This window comes from Herbaspirillum sp. SJZ107, from assembly GCF_006715485.1.
In the GTDB taxonomy this organism is placed as follows: Bacteria; Pseudomonadota; Gammaproteobacteria; order Burkholderiales; family Burkholderiaceae_D; genus Telluria.
The window spans coordinates 1,033,113-1,049,727 of the sequence record NZ_VFNH01000001.1 but is presented as its reverse complement, the minus strand read 5'-3'; the positions used below and the strand labels follow the sequence as shown (position 1 = coordinate 1,049,727).

General features: G+C 67.2%; 14 protein-coding genes. 6 read left to right on the top strand and 8 right to left on the bottom strand.

Going from position 1 to position 16,615, the window contains the following annotated elements:
* Positions 1 to 16: 16 nt before the first annotated feature.
* The 3 genes from FBX97_RS04775 to FBX97_RS04765 all read right to left on the bottom strand — a co-directional run bounded on the left by FBX97_RS04775 (position 17) and on the right by FBX97_RS04765 (position 4,411).
* On the bottom strand, positions 17 to 1,915 hold the full coding sequence (locus FBX97_RS04775) for a CocE/NonD family hydrolase (protein ID WP_185748474.1): 1,899 nt from the start codon (positions 1,913 to 1,915) through the stop codon (positions 17 to 19).
* An 84-nt stretch (positions 1,916 to 1,999) separates the two neighbouring features.
* Positions 2,000 to 3,250 (bottom strand): carbohydrate-binding protein, encoded by a 1,251-nt coding sequence (locus FBX97_RS04770; protein ID WP_141829117.1) that lies wholly within the window; start codon positions 3,248 to 3,250, stop codon positions 2,000 to 2,002.
* Between the two features lie 213 nt (positions 3,251 to 3,463).
* A complete protein-coding gene (locus tag FBX97_RS04765) occupies positions 3,464 to 4,411 on the bottom strand; it encodes an SMP-30/gluconolactonase/LRE family protein (RefSeq protein WP_141829115.1) in 948 nt (315 codons plus the stop codon).
* A 69-nt stretch (positions 4,412 to 4,480) separates the two neighbouring features.
* Here FBX97_RS04765 and FBX97_RS04760 point away from each other — a divergent pair, with 69 nt between their 5' ends.
* The gene (locus tag FBX97_RS04760; RefSeq protein WP_141829113.1) at positions 4,481 to 5,239 is read left to right on the top strand and encodes an SDR family oxidoreductase; all 759 of its coding nucleotides are present in this window, start codon (positions 4,481 to 4,483) and stop codon (positions 5,237 to 5,239) included.
* A gap of 3 nt (positions 5,240 to 5,242) precedes the next feature.
* On the opposite strand, the gene FBX97_RS04755 is transcribed toward FBX97_RS04760, so the two are convergent.
* Both FBX97_RS04755 and FBX97_RS04750 read right to left on the bottom strand, forming a co-directional pair.
* Entirely contained in the window at positions 5,243 to 6,700 is a 1,458-nt protein-coding gene (locus FBX97_RS04755) for a Ppx/GppA phosphatase family protein (protein ID WP_141829111.1), read from the bottom strand.
* Positions 6,701 to 6,806: 106 nt separating this feature from the next.
* Entirely contained in the window at positions 6,807 to 8,489 is a 1,683-nt protein-coding gene (locus tag FBX97_RS04750) for an alkaline phosphatase family protein (RefSeq protein WP_141829109.1), read from the bottom strand.
* Between the two features lie 137 nt (positions 8,490 to 8,626).
* On the opposite strand from FBX97_RS04750, the gene FBX97_RS04745 reads away from it, so the two are divergent.
* Together FBX97_RS04745 and FBX97_RS04740 are read left to right on the top strand one after the other, a co-directional pair.
* The gene (locus tag FBX97_RS04745) at positions 8,627 to 9,283 is read left to right on the top strand and encodes a hypothetical protein (RefSeq protein WP_141829107.1); all 657 of its coding nucleotides are present in this window, start codon (positions 8,627 to 8,629) and stop codon (positions 9,281 to 9,283) included.
* Between the two features lie 45 nt (positions 9,284 to 9,328).
* Positions 9,329 to 9,874, top strand: coding sequence for a hypothetical protein (locus tag FBX97_RS04740; protein ID WP_141829105.1), 546 nt, complete (start codon positions 9,329 to 9,331; stop codon positions 9,872 to 9,874).
* Positions 9,875 to 9,892: 18 nt separating this feature from the next.
* Here FBX97_RS04740 and FBX97_RS04735 read toward each other — a convergent pair whose 3' ends face one another.
* Entirely contained in the window at positions 9,893 to 10,612 is a 720-nt protein-coding gene (locus tag FBX97_RS04735; RefSeq protein WP_141829103.1) for a sterol desaturase family protein, read from the bottom strand.
* 111 nt (positions 10,613 to 10,723) lie between these two features.
* Positions 10,724 to 11,716, bottom strand: coding sequence for a LacI family DNA-binding transcriptional regulator (locus tag FBX97_RS04730; RefSeq protein ID WP_255517293.1), 993 nt, complete (start codon positions 11,714 to 11,716; stop codon positions 10,724 to 10,726).
* A 252-nt stretch (positions 11,717 to 11,968) separates the two neighbouring features.
* Here FBX97_RS04730 and FBX97_RS04725 point away from each other — a divergent pair, with 252 nt between their 5' ends.
* From FBX97_RS04725 to FBX97_RS04715, 3 genes are read left to right on the top strand one after another with little or no spacing between them, the layout of a single operon-like run.
* Complete coding sequence (locus FBX97_RS04725; RefSeq protein ID WP_141829099.1) at positions 11,969 to 13,306, top strand: GH1 family beta-glucosidase; 1,338 nt, start codon at positions 11,969 to 11,971, stop codon at positions 13,304 to 13,306.
* A gap of 51 nt (positions 13,307 to 13,357) precedes the next feature.
* Entirely contained in the window at positions 13,358 to 14,413 is a 1,056-nt protein-coding gene (locus FBX97_RS04720; protein ID WP_141829097.1) for a glucokinase, read from the top strand.
* Positions 14,400 to 15,782: an MFS transporter gene (locus FBX97_RS04715; RefSeq protein ID WP_141829095.1), complete on the top strand. Its 1,383-nt coding sequence runs from the start codon at positions 14,400 to 14,402 to the stop codon at positions 15,780 to 15,782. Before FBX97_RS04720 ends, FBX97_RS04715 begins: the two co-directional genes overlap by 14 nt.
* A 6-nt stretch (positions 15,783 to 15,788) precedes the next feature.
* Here the strand turns inward: FBX97_RS04715 and FBX97_RS04710 are convergent, their stop codons facing one another.
* A complete protein-coding gene (locus FBX97_RS04710) occupies positions 15,789 to 16,583 on the bottom strand; it encodes a hypothetical protein (RefSeq protein ID WP_141829093.1) in 795 nt (264 codons plus the stop codon).
* Between the last annotated feature and the right edge of the window lie 32 nt (positions 16,584 to 16,615).

Below are 16,615 nucleotides of genomic sequence, written 5' to 3'. Positions count from 1 at the left end.
GGGGACGACGTCGCTTTTAACGCAGCACAGGCAACTCGATATAGCTCTGCGCCTCCCCCGCATGGTGGATCACGTTATCCGCCACCACCCCGGTCTTCTCGCTCTCGTTCGGCCCGCCGGTATTCAGGTTGCGCACGAACTTCGGGAAGTTGGACGAGGTGATCTCCACGCGGATGCGGTGGCCGACGTCGAAGCGGTTGGCGGTCGTCATCGGCGTCGGGTGGATGGTATAGACCTGGCCCGGCGACATCATGGCCGGCTTGTCGTAGCCGTCGCGGTAGCGGGCGCGGAAGATGGTGTCGCCGAGGATCCAGGCGGTGCCGTCGGGCGCGACGTCGACCAGTTTCACCGCGAAGTCGGTGTCCTTGGCGCTGGACGAGACCTTCAGCACCGCATCCACGAAGCCGACCACGTCGACCGGTTTGGTCAGCGGCTCGCTGGTGTAGACCAGCACGTCGCCGCGCGCTTCCACGGGACGCTGGTCGAAGGCGCCCGGCACCACGATGCCGCCGTTGCAGCAGTCGCCGCCGCCGATCGTCTGCACCGGGTTCATCGGATCGTAGCGGTAGCGGTCCGGCGCCTCGTTGGCCGGCGCCGCTTCCGCCACCAGGCGCCCGTCGCCGTTGAGGGTGTTGGCGGCGCCGTTCGAGCGCAGGTAGAGGCGCATCGGCTTGGCGTTCTGCGGCGGCCACTGAGCCGCGGTCTCCCAGCGGTTGGCGCCCATCAGGTAATAGCGCACGTGCGGGGTCGACGCCGCGAAGGCCTTGCTGTCGCCCTTCAGCCAGCGGTCGAACCAGCCGTAGATGGCGCCGTCGACGTCGAAGCTGGTGTCGCCCATGTTGCGCTCGCCGACCACGGTGTCCGGTCCCAGTTTCGCGTACTGGCAGTGCGCCACCGGCGCCACCACCGCGTACTGGTTGGCGCTGGCCTGCTTGTCGGTGTTGGCCGCGCGCGCCACGTTGAACAGCTCGAGGTTGGGGCCGATCGAGACGTCGTACCAGCTGTTGAACCACAGCGCCGGCACGCCCCAGCCCATGCCTTCGTGGTACAGGCCGCCCTGCTGCCAGGCCGGATCGGCCGGGGTGCGCTTGATGAACTGTTCGAAGGTCGCCGGCGGCTCGCCCAGGTCGGTCAGCATCCGGTCCACCGGCAGGTGCTTGATCTGCTTGTTCCAGTCGACTTTCGGCTTGGTGGCGTCGAGGTCGTTATAGGCTTCGACGTAGGCGCGCAGCTTTTCGTCGGTCAGCGCGGCGGACGGCAGTTCGGCGCGCAGCGGGTTGTCGACGCCGTACAGCCACACGAAGAACAGGTTGCGCGGCACGCCGCCGGTGTACCAGTTGCCCTGCTCCTGGAAGCGCCCGACCTTGCCGATGCCGGCGCCGGAGGCCATCGGCACCATCGCCGCGTGGGCCGGGTGGTTCATGCCGGCCAGCGCCAGCTGCCACTCGGCCGACGAGGAGCAGCCCAGCGTGCCGACCTTGCCGTTCGACCAGGGTTGGGCCGCGATCCAGCTCAGGGTGTCGTAGCCGTCGGTCTGCGGCTTGCCCAGGATTTCCCACTTCCCTTGCGAGAAATAGCGGCCGCGCTCGTTCTGCACGATGAAGGTGTAGCCGCGCTTGACCGACTCCAGCACATAGCGCAGGGTGCCGCCCTTCAGCTTGTGTTCGTTGTACGGCGTCTTCCACAGGATGGTCGGCAGCTTGCCCTTGGCGTTCTTCGGCGTGTAGATGTCGGTCGACAGCGCCACGCCGTCGCGCATCGGCACCATGACGCCCAGGCGCGACACGGTGGTCTTGGCGAGTTCCGATTCGAGGGCGGCGGGGCTATACTTGGTGTAGTCCTGGAACGCCAGGGCTTGGGGAACGTAGGCGGCGACCAGGGCGGTCACGACGAGTTTGGCAAACAGCGGTTTCAAGGGCGCTCCTGCTAGAGGGAATGTAATTGTTGAATTGACTTTGCAACTCGACAATTCTAGCAGGAGCGCAATGCTGCCCGTCTTTTATAAACCGAGGTCGGTGATGAAGCGGTTGGCGAAGCCCCAGTTCCCCGCCTGCCCGTAGGTGTTGCAGGTCGGCGATGCATAGCCCGGGGCGCAGTCGGTATCGCGGTCGAGCGACCAGTAATGGATGCCGGCCAAACCATTCGTCTTGGCCCAGGCGCTCACCCGGTCGACGTCGGCCAGGGAAAAGGTTTCGTCGATGGTATCGTTACCGCCGATCATCGGCGTCAGCTCGATGCGGTTGTACGGCACGCCCCAGTAATCGTGCAGGCTGACCGCGGCGCGGATGGCCGACTGGCCCATGTCGCACTTGCCGTTGCTGCCCAGCGTGCACACCGATGTGCCGGCGGTGCCGTAATCCATCACCATCAGGTTGACATAGTAGTTGGTCAGCCCGGCCGCCTTGATCGCGTTCATGACGTTGACGCCGGTGCTGCCCAGGTTCTGCGCGGCGCTGCCGCCCAGGGTCGCCAGCGTGAAGCTGAAGCGCAGGTTCGGATAATTGGCTTGCGCCACCTTGACCCGCTGAATCAGGCTGTTGATCACGGTTTGCGACTGCCCGGCTTCGATGTCGAAATCCACGCCGCGCAGGTTGGCGCTGTAGTAGCGCTGGATGAAGGTGCTGAAGCCGGCGTCGGAACCGCAGGTGAAGGAACCGGCCGCGCCGCCGGTCGACAGGATGTAGGTCTTGCCGGCATTGACGAAATTCTGGACGTTGGCGCCGGCCAGCGCCTGGCCCTGCACCCCGCCCCAGTTCTCGCTGCCGCACTCGCCGGTGGCGAACGACCAGGTGACGGTGTTCAGCCTGGCCGGCATCACGCTCAGCAGCGGCTGCAGGGTGCCGGTGACCTTGGTCGACAGCACGTTGGTATTCCAGTTCAGGTTGATCGTGACGTCCTTGTACGGACCGAACACGAAGCCGGTGGGTGCCGGGGTCGGCGTCGGGTTCGGGGTCGGGTCGGGCGTGGGCGTCGGCGTGGTGGTCTGCAGCGCCCAGGGACCCCATTCCTCGGTACCGGGCACGTTCCCCTGGGTCCACCACTTGGCGGTGTAGACCTTGTTCTGGTAGGTGACGCACATGCCGACGGTGTACACCGCGCTTGCGCTCCAGGCCGGACACGACTGGCTGGTGGTGGCCAGCAGCCGGGCCGATTGTCCGGCTGCCGGATGTTGACCATCGCCGCCGCCACAGCCTGCCAATGTACCGATTACCAAGGCAGTGACAAGACTGCCCGTGCTGGGATTTCTCATTTTCACCTCTCCTCTATCCACTCTATGGTTGCGCCGGGTGCCGACTGGCGTTACCTAGGCTCCCACCGCGTAAATACGGGGTCAAGTGGTTTCAAGAAATGGTTTTTTTGAAATACCAGTTCGGGTCAGTGGTCATCGGCGTGACAGCTTGACGGCCGGCGCCCATGCGTGCCGCTGCAATACCAATCCGATGCCCAACAGCACTGGTATGGGTCAGTACGGTGCGCCGGTCACCTGCAGCGGGATCTGCCACAGCGCGCCGGCGCCGGTCAGGTACAGGGTCTTGCCATCCGGACCGCCGAAGGCCGCATTGGTGACGTTGGCATCGACGCGGATGGTCGCCAGTTCCTTGCCCTGCGGCGAAAACACGCGCACGCGCTTGACCTCGTGCTCGGTGACGTACAGGTTGCCATGGCAATCCAGCGTCATGCCGTCAGCCACCGCCAGTCCTTTGACCAGGTCGCGCCCCTGCCCCGGCACGCCGTTCACGATCGGGTAGGCTTTCAGCAGGCCGTCGCTGGCGTTCACGTACAGCACGTCGCCGGCGGGGGACAGCGCGATGCCGTTCGGGTTCTTGCGGCTGCCGTCGACCAGCGTGACCTTGCCGTCCGTGGCGACGCGGTAGATGCCGGTCACCGGCTGGCCGCCCGGCGCCGCCGTCTTCTGGTAGTCGGGGTCGGTGAAATAGATCGTGCCGTCCGCCGCGATGGCGATGTCGTTCGGCGAATTGAAGACCTGGCCCTGGTAGCGCTGGGCTACCGGGCTGCGCTTGCCGTCGAGGGTGTAGCGCATCAGCGCCTTGTCCTTGTGGCTGGCCACCACCAGCCGGCCCTGGGCGTCGATCGCCAGGCCGTTGCTGCCGCTGTCCTCGAACGCGGTGCTCACGCTGCCGTCCGGGCCCAGCTTGCGGATGCGCGACGGGAAGCCGGGGCCGAAGCTGAAGTCCGAGAAGTACAGCGCATCCTTGACCCAGACCGCGCCTTCGTACAGGCCGGGGTCCTTGCGCGACGGCTGGACGGCGGCGATGCGCTGGGCCGTGAGTTCGCCGGACGGCGCCTGGCCGGTGCAGGCCGGCGCGGCCAGGGCGTCGGGTAATACGGAAGACAGCAGCAACAGGGACATCAGTGCGGCGGCGGGACGGGTACGGACTGCATACGGCATGGGCGGGTCTCCTCTATGATTGTGGTGGTGCGTCGGCACCGAGTATAGCCGGGATGCTAGACTATTAATATGAACGCCACGATCATCATCACCGGCGCCGGACGCGGCATCGGCGCCGCCTGTGCCCTGCTCGCCGCCGAACGCGGCTACCGGGTCTGCGTGAACTACCGCAGCGATGGCGCCGCGGCCCGGGGCGTTGTCGACGCGATCCAGGCCGGCGGCGGCAGCGCCTTTGCCGTGCAGGCCGACGTCGCCGTCGAAGCCGACGTCGTGCGCCTGTTCGCCGAGGTCGACGCCCGCTGCGCGCGCGACGGCAGCCGCCTGGCGGCGCTGGTCAACAACGCCGGCATCCTCGAACACCAGATACGGGTCGAGCAGATGGATGCGGCGCGCATCAACCGCATCCTGGCCACCAACGTCACCGGTCCTTTCCTGTGCGCGCGCGAAGCGGTGCGCCGCATGTCGACGCGCCATGGCGGCAGCGGCGGCGCGATCGTCAACGTGTCGTCGCGCGCGGCCGTCCTCGGCTCGCCGGACGAGTATGTCGACTATGCGGCTTCCAAGGCCGCGCTGGATACGCTGACGATCGGCTTGTCGAAGGAAGTGGCACAAGAAGGCATCCGCGTGAACGGCGTGCGCCCCGGGCTGATCGATACGGAAATGCATGCCAGCGGCGGCGAGCCGGGACGCATCGCGCGTTTGCAGTCGTCGGTGCCGCTGGGACGCGGCGGCGAAGCGCTGGAGGTGGCGCGCGCGGTGCTGTGGCTGGTGTCGGACGAAGCCTCGTACACCACCGGCAGCTTCATCGACGTGTCAGGCGGACGCTGAGCCTTATCCTGCCTGCACCACCTGCAGGTTGACCCCGACCTCGCCCCAGGCCGCGGCTTCCTTTTCGAACCAGCTGGCGACGGTCGGATGCTGGCGCAGCCAGCCGCGCGGCGTCTCGATCTCGATGCGGCCCTTCATGCGCAGGCGCAGGGCGTCGGCTTCGGCGTCGATGCGCGCGTGCATGAACACCGCCGCCAGGCGCAGCGCCAGCACCGCCTTGGCCAGGTCGGGCACCGCAAGCGCCTCGCGCACCTTGCGCAGGTTGCCCTTCTGGCCCAGCACGATGGCGCTCATCAGGCGCTGTTCGCGCGCGGTGAAGCCCGGCAGGTCGGCATGCTCGACGATGTAGGCGGCGTGCTTGTGGGCGCCGGTGTGCGATACCGACAGGCCGACTTCGTGCAGCATGCTGGCGCGCAGCAGGTGCGGCTTGACCGTCTCGTCCTGCGGCGCCAGGCGGTCGAACAGCTTGGCGGCGATCGTGGCGGTGCGCGCGGCGCGGCCGGCGTCGATGCCGAAGCGGCGCATGCAGTCCTGGATCGCCTGGTCGCGGCGGTCGAGGCGGTTGGCGCGCAGTTCGAGGTCGGACAGCACGCCCAGGCGCACACCCGCATTGATCGCACTCATCGTGTTCACTCCCAGCTCCTGCATCACGCCGATCAGGATGGCGAGGCCGCCCGCCATCACGATCACGCGCTCGCGTTTCACGCCCGGCAGGTCGAAGGCGTCGACGTGGCCGAGATCGACCAGCCGCTCGCGCAGCGCCTGCAGGCTGGGCAGCGACATGGCGCCGTCGCCGATGCCGTTGCGGGTGATGACTTCGGAAATCGCGCGGATCGTGCCGGAGGAACCGTACACGCCTTCCCAGCCGGCCGCGCGGTACTGGTCGGCCACGTCCTCGACGCGGGCGCGCGCGGCGTTCACCGCGGTCTCGAAGGCGTCGGCGTTGATGTGGCCGCCCGGGAAATAGGTGGCGCTGTGCGGATGGGTGCCCATGCTGAACGATTCGACCAGCCCGATGGCGTCGCCGGCGCCGGCGATGATTTCGGTGGAGCCGCCGCCGACGTCGATGACGAGGCGCCGCTCGTCGGGGCGTCCGAGGGCGCGCGCCACGCCCATGTAGATCAGGCGGCCTTCTTCCTCGCCCGAGATGATCTCGACCGGATAGCCGATCGCTTCCTCCAGGCGCGGCACCAGCAGGTCGGCGTTCCTGGCCACGCGCAGGGTGTTGGTGGCCACCACCCGCACCGCGTCCAGCCGGTGCTGGCGCAGGATGGCGCTGAAGTCGCGCAGGCAGCGCACCGCGGTGTCCATCGCCTCCTGGCTCAGCATGTTGTCCGGCCCGAGGCCGGCGGCGAGGCGGATCGGGTCGCGCGCCGTGCGCACGATGTGGATCTGGCCGGCGACGGCCTCGCCGATGTGGAGCCGGAAACTGTTGGAGCCGAGGTCGACTGCTGCGTACATGGGTCTGTCCGAAAAAATGGTGCCGCCAGTATAGCGGCCAGACGCGAGGCGGGGGGCGCGCGTTTGAAGGCCGGCCGGATGCTCCGCGCTCCCCATCGCCACCGTCTCAGCGCAGCGCTTCGGTCAGCACGCGGCCCTCGGCGGCTGCCGGCGGACGCAGATGCAGGATCTGGGCCAGGGTCGGCGCGATGTCGACCACTTCGGTGTACTGGGCCTGCACGCCGGGCCGGATCCAGCGTCCGCCCATCATCAGGAGCGGCACGTTGCTGTCGTAGTTGTAGGGCGTGCCGTGGGTGGCGCCGCTGTCGCCGCTGCCGAAGGACGTGTAGGGCGCCGTCACCACCATCAGGTCGCCCGACAGTTCGCGGTTCCAGGCGCGCTGCATCAGCGTGCCGACGCGCGACCTGGCGGCCACGCCCTGCTCGAGCTGGGAACGCGTGAACACGTCGGCGATGCCGGGCTGGGTCAGCAGGAAGCGCGCGGCGGCGTCCTCGACGTCGCGCCGTGCCAGCTTGTTGCGCTCGATCGCGGCGTAGTCGAGGTAGATCTCGGGCAGGTAGGCGTTTTTCACCAGGCCGGCGACGCGGAAACGCTCGGCCAGCGCCGCTTCCAGCCTGGCCCGCAGCGGCTTGGGATCGATGCGTGTCGCGTCCATGTGGCGGCCCTGCGAGAACTCGGCGGTGTTGGCGAAGCCGTGGTCGGCGGTCAGCACCACCAGCACGTTGTCCATGCCGATGCGTTTATCGAGGTAGTTGAAGAAGTCGGCGATGCGGCGGTCGATCTGCTGCAGGTGGTCGTGCGACATGCGGCTTTCCGGGCCGTAGGCGTGGTTGACGTAATCGTGGCCCGACAGGCTGATGCCCAGCAGGTCGGTGGCGCCGCTGGCATTGCTGCCCAGGTTCTCGCCTTCGACGGCGGCGCGTGCGAATTCCAGCGTCAGCTCGTCGACCGCAGGACTGGTCTTCAGGCGGCCGTAGTAGTCGGCCGCCGGCTGGCCGCTCTCGCTGTAGAAGGTGAACGGGAAGCGGTTCGGGCTTTTCAGGCTGGGCGCCGGATCGGGGGCGTCGTCGGCATACGCGGCGTCCGGCAGCAGCGGCTTCCACGACTTGGCGTAGTAACGGTCCTGCGGCTTGGCCGCCTTGAAGCGCTCGACCCAGGCCGGATGCTGCTGCATGTAATAGGTGGAGCTGGCGAAGTCGCCGGTCTTGTCCATGTACATGTAGGCGGTACCGGTCTTGCCCGCGAGCAGAATGGCGCCGCGGTCCTTGCCGGACACGGTCACCACCTTGCTGCGGTTGCCGCTGGCGTAGCGCAGCTGGTCGCCCAGGGTATCGACGCGCAGCTTGGCGGGCGAGGTGCCGTCGTGTTCCTCGGTCTCCTCGCCGATGTAATGATGGCGCGCATCCTCGGTGCAGTAGACCAGCTTCCCGTTTCCATCGATCCAGTTGTTGCCGATGATGCCGTGGCGGTACGGGTAGGCGCCGGTCAGCACCGCGGTGTGGCCGATCGCCGTCACCGTCACGCCGTGCGCCTGGTGCGCATTGGTGAACGAGGCGCCCTGCTCCATCAGGCGGCGCAGGCCGCCCTGGCCGAACTGGCCGCGGTAGCGCTGCAGCTGCTCGGCGGGCAGGCCGTCGATGACCATCACGACCACCAGTTTCGGGGCCGCGGCCTCGATCGGCGCCGGGGCGGTTTTCGGGGCCGCGTGGGCCGATTGGACCGCCGGCGCCAGCAGCGCGGCGCAGGTGAACAGGGACAGCGTGGGGTGGAGCCAGGAAGGTCGGGACATACGGGTCGTCAGGATGAAATGGTCAGGTTCGCCAATTTATCATCTTAGAAAGTGCATATGTCATTTTGATGACATCCGGCGCCCGCCGTTACATTCCGAGCATCTTGGGCGCATGCGCGAGGGATAGAATCGTTCGCATGGCAACGTCAACTTATCCACTCCTGCCGGCGCGTCCGGGCGGCGCCTGGTTCGGCTGGGGAATCAGCCTGCTGGTCCACGCCTGCGTGCTGGCCTGGCTGGTGCACGCCTGGCAGGCGTATGCGCCGGCGCCGGACGTTGCGCCGCCCATGCACTTCGTGCTGGTGCCGCCGGCACCGCAGGCGAAGGCACCGGTGGCTGATGAAGTGCCGGCTGCCAGCACGACTGCGCCGAAAACGGCGGCGGCGCCGGCACGCCCGGCGCGCAGCCGTCGGGCGCCGTCTGCGTCCGCCCCTGCTGCGGCGAATGCGGGGACCGCCGCCGCGCCTGTCGAACCCGCCGCCACGCCCGGCGCGGTGGATGCGCCCCCTGCCGCCGCCGACCCTGCTGCCGCGGATGCCGGCACAGCCGAATCCGCGCCGCACCTGGACATGAAAGCCGCCCGCGCCACCGCGCGCCTGATCGACAAGCACCGCAAGGATGGCCTGGTCGCCCATCCGACACCCGATCCGCCGCTGCAGCGCGACGAGCGCCTCGAACGCGCCATCGAACGCGCCCGCCGTCCGGACTGCAAGTCCGCCTATTCCGGCCTGGGCCTGCTGGCGGTGATTCCGCTGGCCAACGATGCGGTGACCGGGACCGGCTGCAAGTGGTAAATTGCAGTGGCACACGTCATGCATACCCTCGACCCACGGACCCTCATGAAAAAACTTCTCGTGCCGGCCATGCTCGGCCTGTTCGTCCACGCCGGCGCCACGGCCGCAGCCGCCCCGGTGCAGTCGCAGGCGAGCTATGAGGCCGCCATTACAAATATGTCGACATCGCCCGCCTATGTGCTGGTCGAGGTCGGCGACAGCGGCAACGCCGCGCCCCGGCCCGTCTGCACGACCGCGAACTTCCTGCTCGGCGCGATCCATCGGGAATATGGCCTCGGCTATGCGCCGGCCGAATCGGAGAAAGCATTGCAGATTGCGCGCCAACATGCAGACCACGTGTTCCGCTTCCAGCGCCAGGCGGCGCTGGACAACGTCGGCGTCCAATATACCGAGGCCGACCTGGCGGCTGCGCGCGCCCTGCTCGCACCGCTGGCGGACGGCGAGCTCAAGGCCAGGTTTTCGTCGCTGTACGCGAAAGCCCGCCTGCCGACGCAGGGCTATGCCACCGATGCCCTCGCCTGTGCGCTGATCGAGCGTGGGTTTTCCCCGCGCATGGCGGACCGCAGCGGGCAGGTGTTCATCGGGGGCTGAGGCAGGCGGGCGTCGACATCATCCGCGGTGCACGTCGCGCCACGCCAGCATCGCCGGCAGCCGTTCCTCCTTGTCGGCATCGAAGCCGCAGGTGTGATCGAAGGTGGCCGGATTCTCGTAGGTGCCGAACAGCCAGTCCCACCAGACGATGTCGCCGTAGTTGTTGCGGTGGCGGCCATACTGGTGGTGGATGCGGTGCATCTCGGGGCGCTGGAAGAACCAGCCGACCCAGCGCGGCGTGCGCACGCTGGTGTGGTAGAAGAATTCGCCGAGCGCCGTGCACAGCGTGTACACCGCGCCGGCTTCCGGCGACAGGCCGAGGAAGGCATACACCAGCAGGCTGCCGATGATCGAGTTCACGACCATCTCGACCGGGTGCTTGTAGAACGAGGTGATGACTTCGATGCGGCGCGGGCTGTGGTGGATCTGGTGGAACACGCGCCACAGGAAGTCGGACTCGTGGCGCACCCGGTGCCACCAGTAGAACACGAAGGTGGCGATGAAGTAGGCCAGCATGCCGCCCGCCACCGGGCCGAGGTGGCGCGACAGGTGCAGCAGCGAGCCCGAGGACAGCCAGCGCTCCCAGGTAAAACCCGCCAGCAGCACGACGCCCAGCTGGACGGCGTTCACCAGCAGCACCCGCAGCGGCCAGGTGCGGACGTGCGGCAGGCGCCAGCCGGGAGTCAAGCGTTCGAGGACGAAGCAGGCGGCAAAGACGACGAGGATGGTGACGAGCATGATGGGCCTCCGTGTGAATGGTGGCGCCATGATTGCGAAAAGCTCAAGCCTCGGCCAGCGTCGTGATTCCAGGCAAACTCTTTGCGACTTGAAGTCGCATTTTTTAATACCTCAGTCCAGCCGGCGCACCGACTCCCGCACCACCAGGCTCAACTCCGGCACCTCGGCCGCCAGCGGCTCCTGCGCGATCATGTTGAGGATAGCACGCCCCAGGCTCTGGCCGACGTCGAACAGCGGCTGGCGCACCGTGGTCAGCGGCGGCGTCGTGTACATCGAGCTGTGCAGGTCGTCGAAGCCGATCACCGAGACGTCTTCCGGCACCCGGATGCCGCGCCGGTACATGGCCAGGCGGGCGCCGTAGGCCATCAGGTCGTTGGCGGCGAACAGCGCCGTGAAGCGCTGGCCGGAGGCCAGCAGCTGCTCGACCGCGGCCTGGCCGCTCGATTCCAGGAAGTCGCCGTCCAGCACCAGCGCCGCCCGCTCTTCGATGCTGTGCCTGGCCAGGGTGTCGCGGTAGCCGGCCAGGCGCGCCTGGGCGTCGAGGTGGTCGGCCGGGCCGGCAATGAAGGCGATGTCGCGGTGGCCGTGCTGCACCAGGTGCTCGACCGCCTCGCAGGCGCCGCGGTAGTTGTCCAGCCTGAAGCCGTAGGCGCGCTCACCGTGCAGCGTGCGTCCGAAGGCCACGATCGGCACCCGCCGCGACAAATCCAGGATCTGCTCGTCGGTCAAGTTGCCGCTTAGGATGACCAGGCCGTCGACGCGGCGCGCGATCAGGAGTTCGATGCGCTCTGCCTCTTCGTCCGCATGCCAGTGGCCGGACACGATCAGCGGCGCGTAGCCGGTGCCTTGCAGGGCGTCGTCGATGCCGGCCATGGCGTCGGCGAAGTAGCCGGAGATCAGCGACTGGGTCAGCAGGCCGATGGTGCGCGAGCTGCCGGTCTTGAGGTTCTGCGCCAGCACGTTGGGCTTGTAGTTCAGCTGGCCGATGACGCTTTCGATGGCCTTGCGCTTGTCCTCCGACACCTTGGCGGTGCCGTTCAGGTAGCGCGACACCGTGGCCGCCGACACCCCGGCCACGCGCGCGACTTCGTGGACGGTGACCATGGCTGTGCTGGACTCTTTTTTCATTTTGTTAGTATAACATTCAGAAATACCATCAGGAAACCGATTTCAAAGCAGGCGAAGTCGCAGGAAGCCTACGCCGGCCAGCCCCGCGATAAATTATGTTTGACATCGAAGCAAGCGCGCAGGTACGATGAAATCGATTTCAAAGCATGAGCATGCAACCATTAGTTGCGATAACAAACAGAGCCTGCCACCGAGACCAGGCCCATTTCCAAGCAAGGTAACCCTTCCATGACCGATTCCATCCACTTCCCTCCCAACTTCACCTGGGGCGTTGCCACGAGCGCATTCCAGATCGAAGGCGCCTTCGACACCGACGGCAAGGGTCCCTCGATCTGGGACACCTTCTCGCACAATGCCGCCAACATCATCGACGGCAGCAACGGCGACATCGCCTGCGACCACTACCACCGCTACCGCGACGACGTGGCGATGATGGCATCGTTCGGCGTCGACGCCTACCGCTTCTCGATGGCCTGGGCGCGCGTCCAGCCGTCGGGCAAGGGTGCCTGGAACGAAAAGGGTTTCGATTTCTATGCGCGCCTGATGGACGCGCTGCAGGAACGCGGCATCGCGCCGCACCTGACGCTGTACCACTGGGACCTGCCGCAAGGCCTGCAGGACGATGGCGGCTGGATGTCGCGCGACACCGCGCACCGCTTCGCCGATTATGCGCACGAAGTGGCGCGCCGCTTCGGCGACCGCCTGGCGTCGATCGCGACCCACAACGAACCGTGGTGCACGGCCAACCTCGGCTACGGCAACGCCCAGTTCGCGCCGGGCGTGCGCGATAAAAAACAGGCGATCCAGGTGTCGCACCACCTGCTGCTGTCGCACGGGCTGGCGATGCAGTCGATGCGCGCGGCCAATCCGAAAGCGGAACTGGGCATCGTGCTGAACCAGTGGACCGCCGAGCCGGCCACCGACAGCGAGGCCGACCGCAAGCTGGCGGCGCTGGAGTGGGCCAACTCGATCGAATGGTTCATGGACCCGATCTTCAAGCGCCGCTATCCGGAACTGTCGCTGCAGTCCTACGGCGCCGACGCCCCGGACGTCCAGGACGGCGACTTCGACATCATCGCCCAGCCGATCGACTTCCTCGGCGTGAACTACTACCGCCGCGAAGTGATGAGCGCCGAAGTGCCGCCGAGGAAACCGGAAGGCGGCATGGGCTTCACCGACATGGGCTGGGAAATCTACCCGCAGGGCCTGACCGACCTGCTGGTCCAGCTGAAGCAGGAATACCCCGACCTGCCGCCGGTCTATATCACCGAGAACGGCATGGCGGCGGTCGACGGCGTCGAGGCCGGCCAGGTCAACGATCCGGTGCGCATCGAGTACGTGCGCACCCACCTGGAAGCGCTGAAGGCGGCGATGGACCAGGGCATCGACGTGCGCGGTTACTTCCTGTGGAGCCTGATGGATAATTTCGAGTGGAACTCGGGCTACGCCAAGCGCTTCGGCATCGTCTACGTGGATTACGCGACCCAGCAGCGCATCCCGAAGGCGAGCGCCCTGTGGTACCGCGACTTCATCGCGGGCCAGCGCGCGCAGCGTCGCGCCGCCTGAGCGGCACGCGGGCTTCACACATAAAACAAGGCTGGAGCAAGAGGAGACACCATGGTCGCAGAACCATACCAACACGAGGCCTACGGTGCGCAGGACGGCGCGCGCCTGGTGGCCGACATCGGCGGCACCAACGCCCGCTTTGCGCTGGAAACCGGGCCGGGACAGATCGAGGCCGTGGCCACCCTGCCCTGCGCCGCCCATGCGCAGTTCACCGACGCAGTGCGTGCCTACCTCGGCGGCCATGCCGGCAAGCGGGTACGCCATGCGGCGATCGCGATCGCCAATCCGGTCGACGGCGACCTGGTCAAGATGACCAACCACTGCTGGGAATTCTCGATCGAGCGGGCGCGTATCGAACTCGGACTCGACACCCTGCTGGTGGTGAACGACTTCGCCGCGCTGGCGATGTCGGTGCCGCAGCTGGCGGCGCAGGACCTGGTGCAGGTCGGCGGCGGGGCGCCGGCGGCCGGCGCCGTGATCGGCCTGGTGGGCGCCGGCACCGGCCTCGGCGTGGCCGGCCTGGTGCCGGCGGGCGGGAGCTGGACCGTGCTGCAGAGCGAAGGGGGGCACGCCGCGTTTTCCCCGTGCGACGCCCGCGAACAGGCGATCCTGGCATTCTGCTGGCAGCGCTGGGAGCACGTGTCGGCCGAGCGCCTGGTGTCGGGGCCGGGGCTGTCGCTGATCCACGAGGCGCTGGCTGCGCACAAGGGCCTGCACGCACCCGTACTGGACCCGGCCGTCATCGTCGAGCGCGGGCTGGACGGCAGCGACGTCCTGTGCGCCGAGGTGCTGGACGTGTTCTGCGGCATGCTGGGCACGGTCGCGGCCAACGTCGCGGTGACGCTGTGCGCGCGCGGCGGCATCTACATCGGCGGCGGCGTGGTGCCGCGCCTGGGCGAGTGGTTCGCGCGCTCGCCCTTCCGCGCCCGCTTCGAGAACAAGGGACGCTTCTCGCGCTACAACGCGCGCATTCCCTGCTTCGTGATCCACGCGCCCTGCCCGGCCCTGGCCGGGGCGGCGGCGCTGCTCCAGCAGCACCTGGCACAGCAGCAGCATCAGCAGCACCGCGAACGCGACAGCACGGAGGCCCGCCATGCGCACGCCTGATATCAAGAGCGCGCGCATGCGCCACCCGCTGCTGTGGGTGCCGACCGGCTACTTCACGATGGCCATCGGCTACATCATGCTGACCAGCGTCACCGCGATCATGTTCAAGAACATGGGCATGGACAACGGCCGCGCCGCCTTTTATTCGAGCATGCTGATCCTGGCCTACACGATCAAGCCGCTGTTCGCGCCGCTGGTCGAGATGTACCGCACCAAGAAGTTCTTCGTGCTGTGCGCGCAGGTGCTGATCGCGCTCGGTTTCGCCGGCGCCGCGCTGGCCATGAAACTGCCCTCGCACATGACCGTGGTGCTGGTGGGCCTGCTGGCGCTGATGTCCTTCATCGGCGCCACCCAGGACATCGCCAGCGACGGCGTCTACGTGACCTCGCTCGACGCCCGCGCCCAGTCGCTGTACTGCGGGGTGCAGAGCCTGTCGTGGAACGTCGGACCGATCGTCGCTTCCGGCTTCCTGGTCTACCTGAGCGGCCGCCTGCACACCGAGGTATTCGGGCACGACCCCAAGGTGTTCGGCCCCGAGTGGCTGGACGCCTGGCGCATCATCTTCTTCATCGTCGCCGGGCTGACGCTGGTGATGGCGCTGTGGCACGCGCGCGTGATGCCGGAAGGCGCGCGCGCCGAAAACACGCCCACCAGCCTCGCCGGCGCCGGCACCATCCTGTGGGATTCCTTCGTCACCTTCTTCCAGAAGCGCGACGTGTGGAAGATGATCGCCTTCGCCTTCCTGTTCCGGATCAGCATCGGGCTCCTGGAAAAGATCGGTCCCTTCTTCATGGTCGATGCCGCCGCCAAGGGCGGACTCGGGCTGTCCAACGAAAAGCTTGGCATCGTCTACGGCACCTACGGCCTGGTGGCGGTGCTGCTCGGCTCCCTGCTGGGCGGCTGGTTCGTCGCGCGGCGCGGCCTGAAGCGCACGCTGTTCATCCTGTGCTGCGCGGTCAACATCCCGAACATCACCTTCCTGGCGATGGCGCTGACGCTGCCGTCGAGCACTCTCGCCATCACCGCCGGCGTGGCCATCGAAAAATTCTTCTACGGCTTCGGTTCGGTCGGCTACATGATCTACCTGATGCAGCAGCTGGCCCCCGGCAAGTACGCGACCACGCACTATGCCTTCGGCACCGGCCTGATGGGACTGTGCATGATGGTGACGGGCGCGGTCAGCGGGCACCTGCAGGAAATGATGGGGTATGTCGGGTATTTCGTGTTCGTGATGGTGGCGACCATCCCGTCGTTCCTGGCGACCTGGTTCGTGCCGTTCAACCACCGCGAGGATGAGGGACCGGCGCTGGATGCGGGGCGGCTGGTCGAGGATCCGACGCACGAGACGTCGACGCACCGGGCGGCCTGAAGCTGCTCAAATCGGATCCGTCGCCAGCTTCGAGCGCCGCACCGGCGCCCGGATCCCGTAGCGCAGCGCCGACTGCCGCACCAGTTTCTCGAACCATGGCGGCGCATCCGGCGCGATCACGATGCTGCGCAGCAGGCGCGCGGCATCGACCGGGACCAGCAGCCCGGCTTCGGGTTCGCCGCAGGTGGCCGCGTGCGGCCCGGCGGTGTGGTCGATGATCACCCGCACTTCCTTTTCGTACTCGTAGGCCTTGGTCTTGTAGGCGAAGATGCGGGCGTAGTCGGGCGAGATGTCCAGCTTGGGGTCGCTCCAGTGCTTGACGTACTCGACGCGCGCGATCCAGGCTTCGTGTTCGGTATCGGCTTCGCGCAGCGTATCGCTGAGCTGGCCGACGGTGGTGGTCAGCGCCACCGCGCAATCGGACTTGCCGTACAGCGCCCACATGGCGGCGCTGTCGTCCTGGTTGCGGTGCCAGCAATTGATGTAGACCGACTGGCGCATGCGGCGCTTGAACTGTTCATAGTTGTAGTCGATCTCGCCGCGCGCATACGACGCGCTGATCTGGTCGCGCAGCGTGGGCGTGAAGGCGCCCTCGAACTTGTCGCTGAAGTGATCGGCGCGGCAAAAGAACAGCGTCGAGTTCTCGAAGAAATCAAACAGCTTGGCCGCATCCAGGTAGCGCCACAGCACGGTGTTGCGCTGCAGGCGCTCGGTCAGGCGCTCGGCGGGCGGCGCCTCGACAATGCGTGGCGCGTCGACGCTGCTGCCGTGCTCCTCTTCCATGTCTTGCTCTTTGCCCATGTCCTTACATCTCCATGGGACGATTGTAGGCG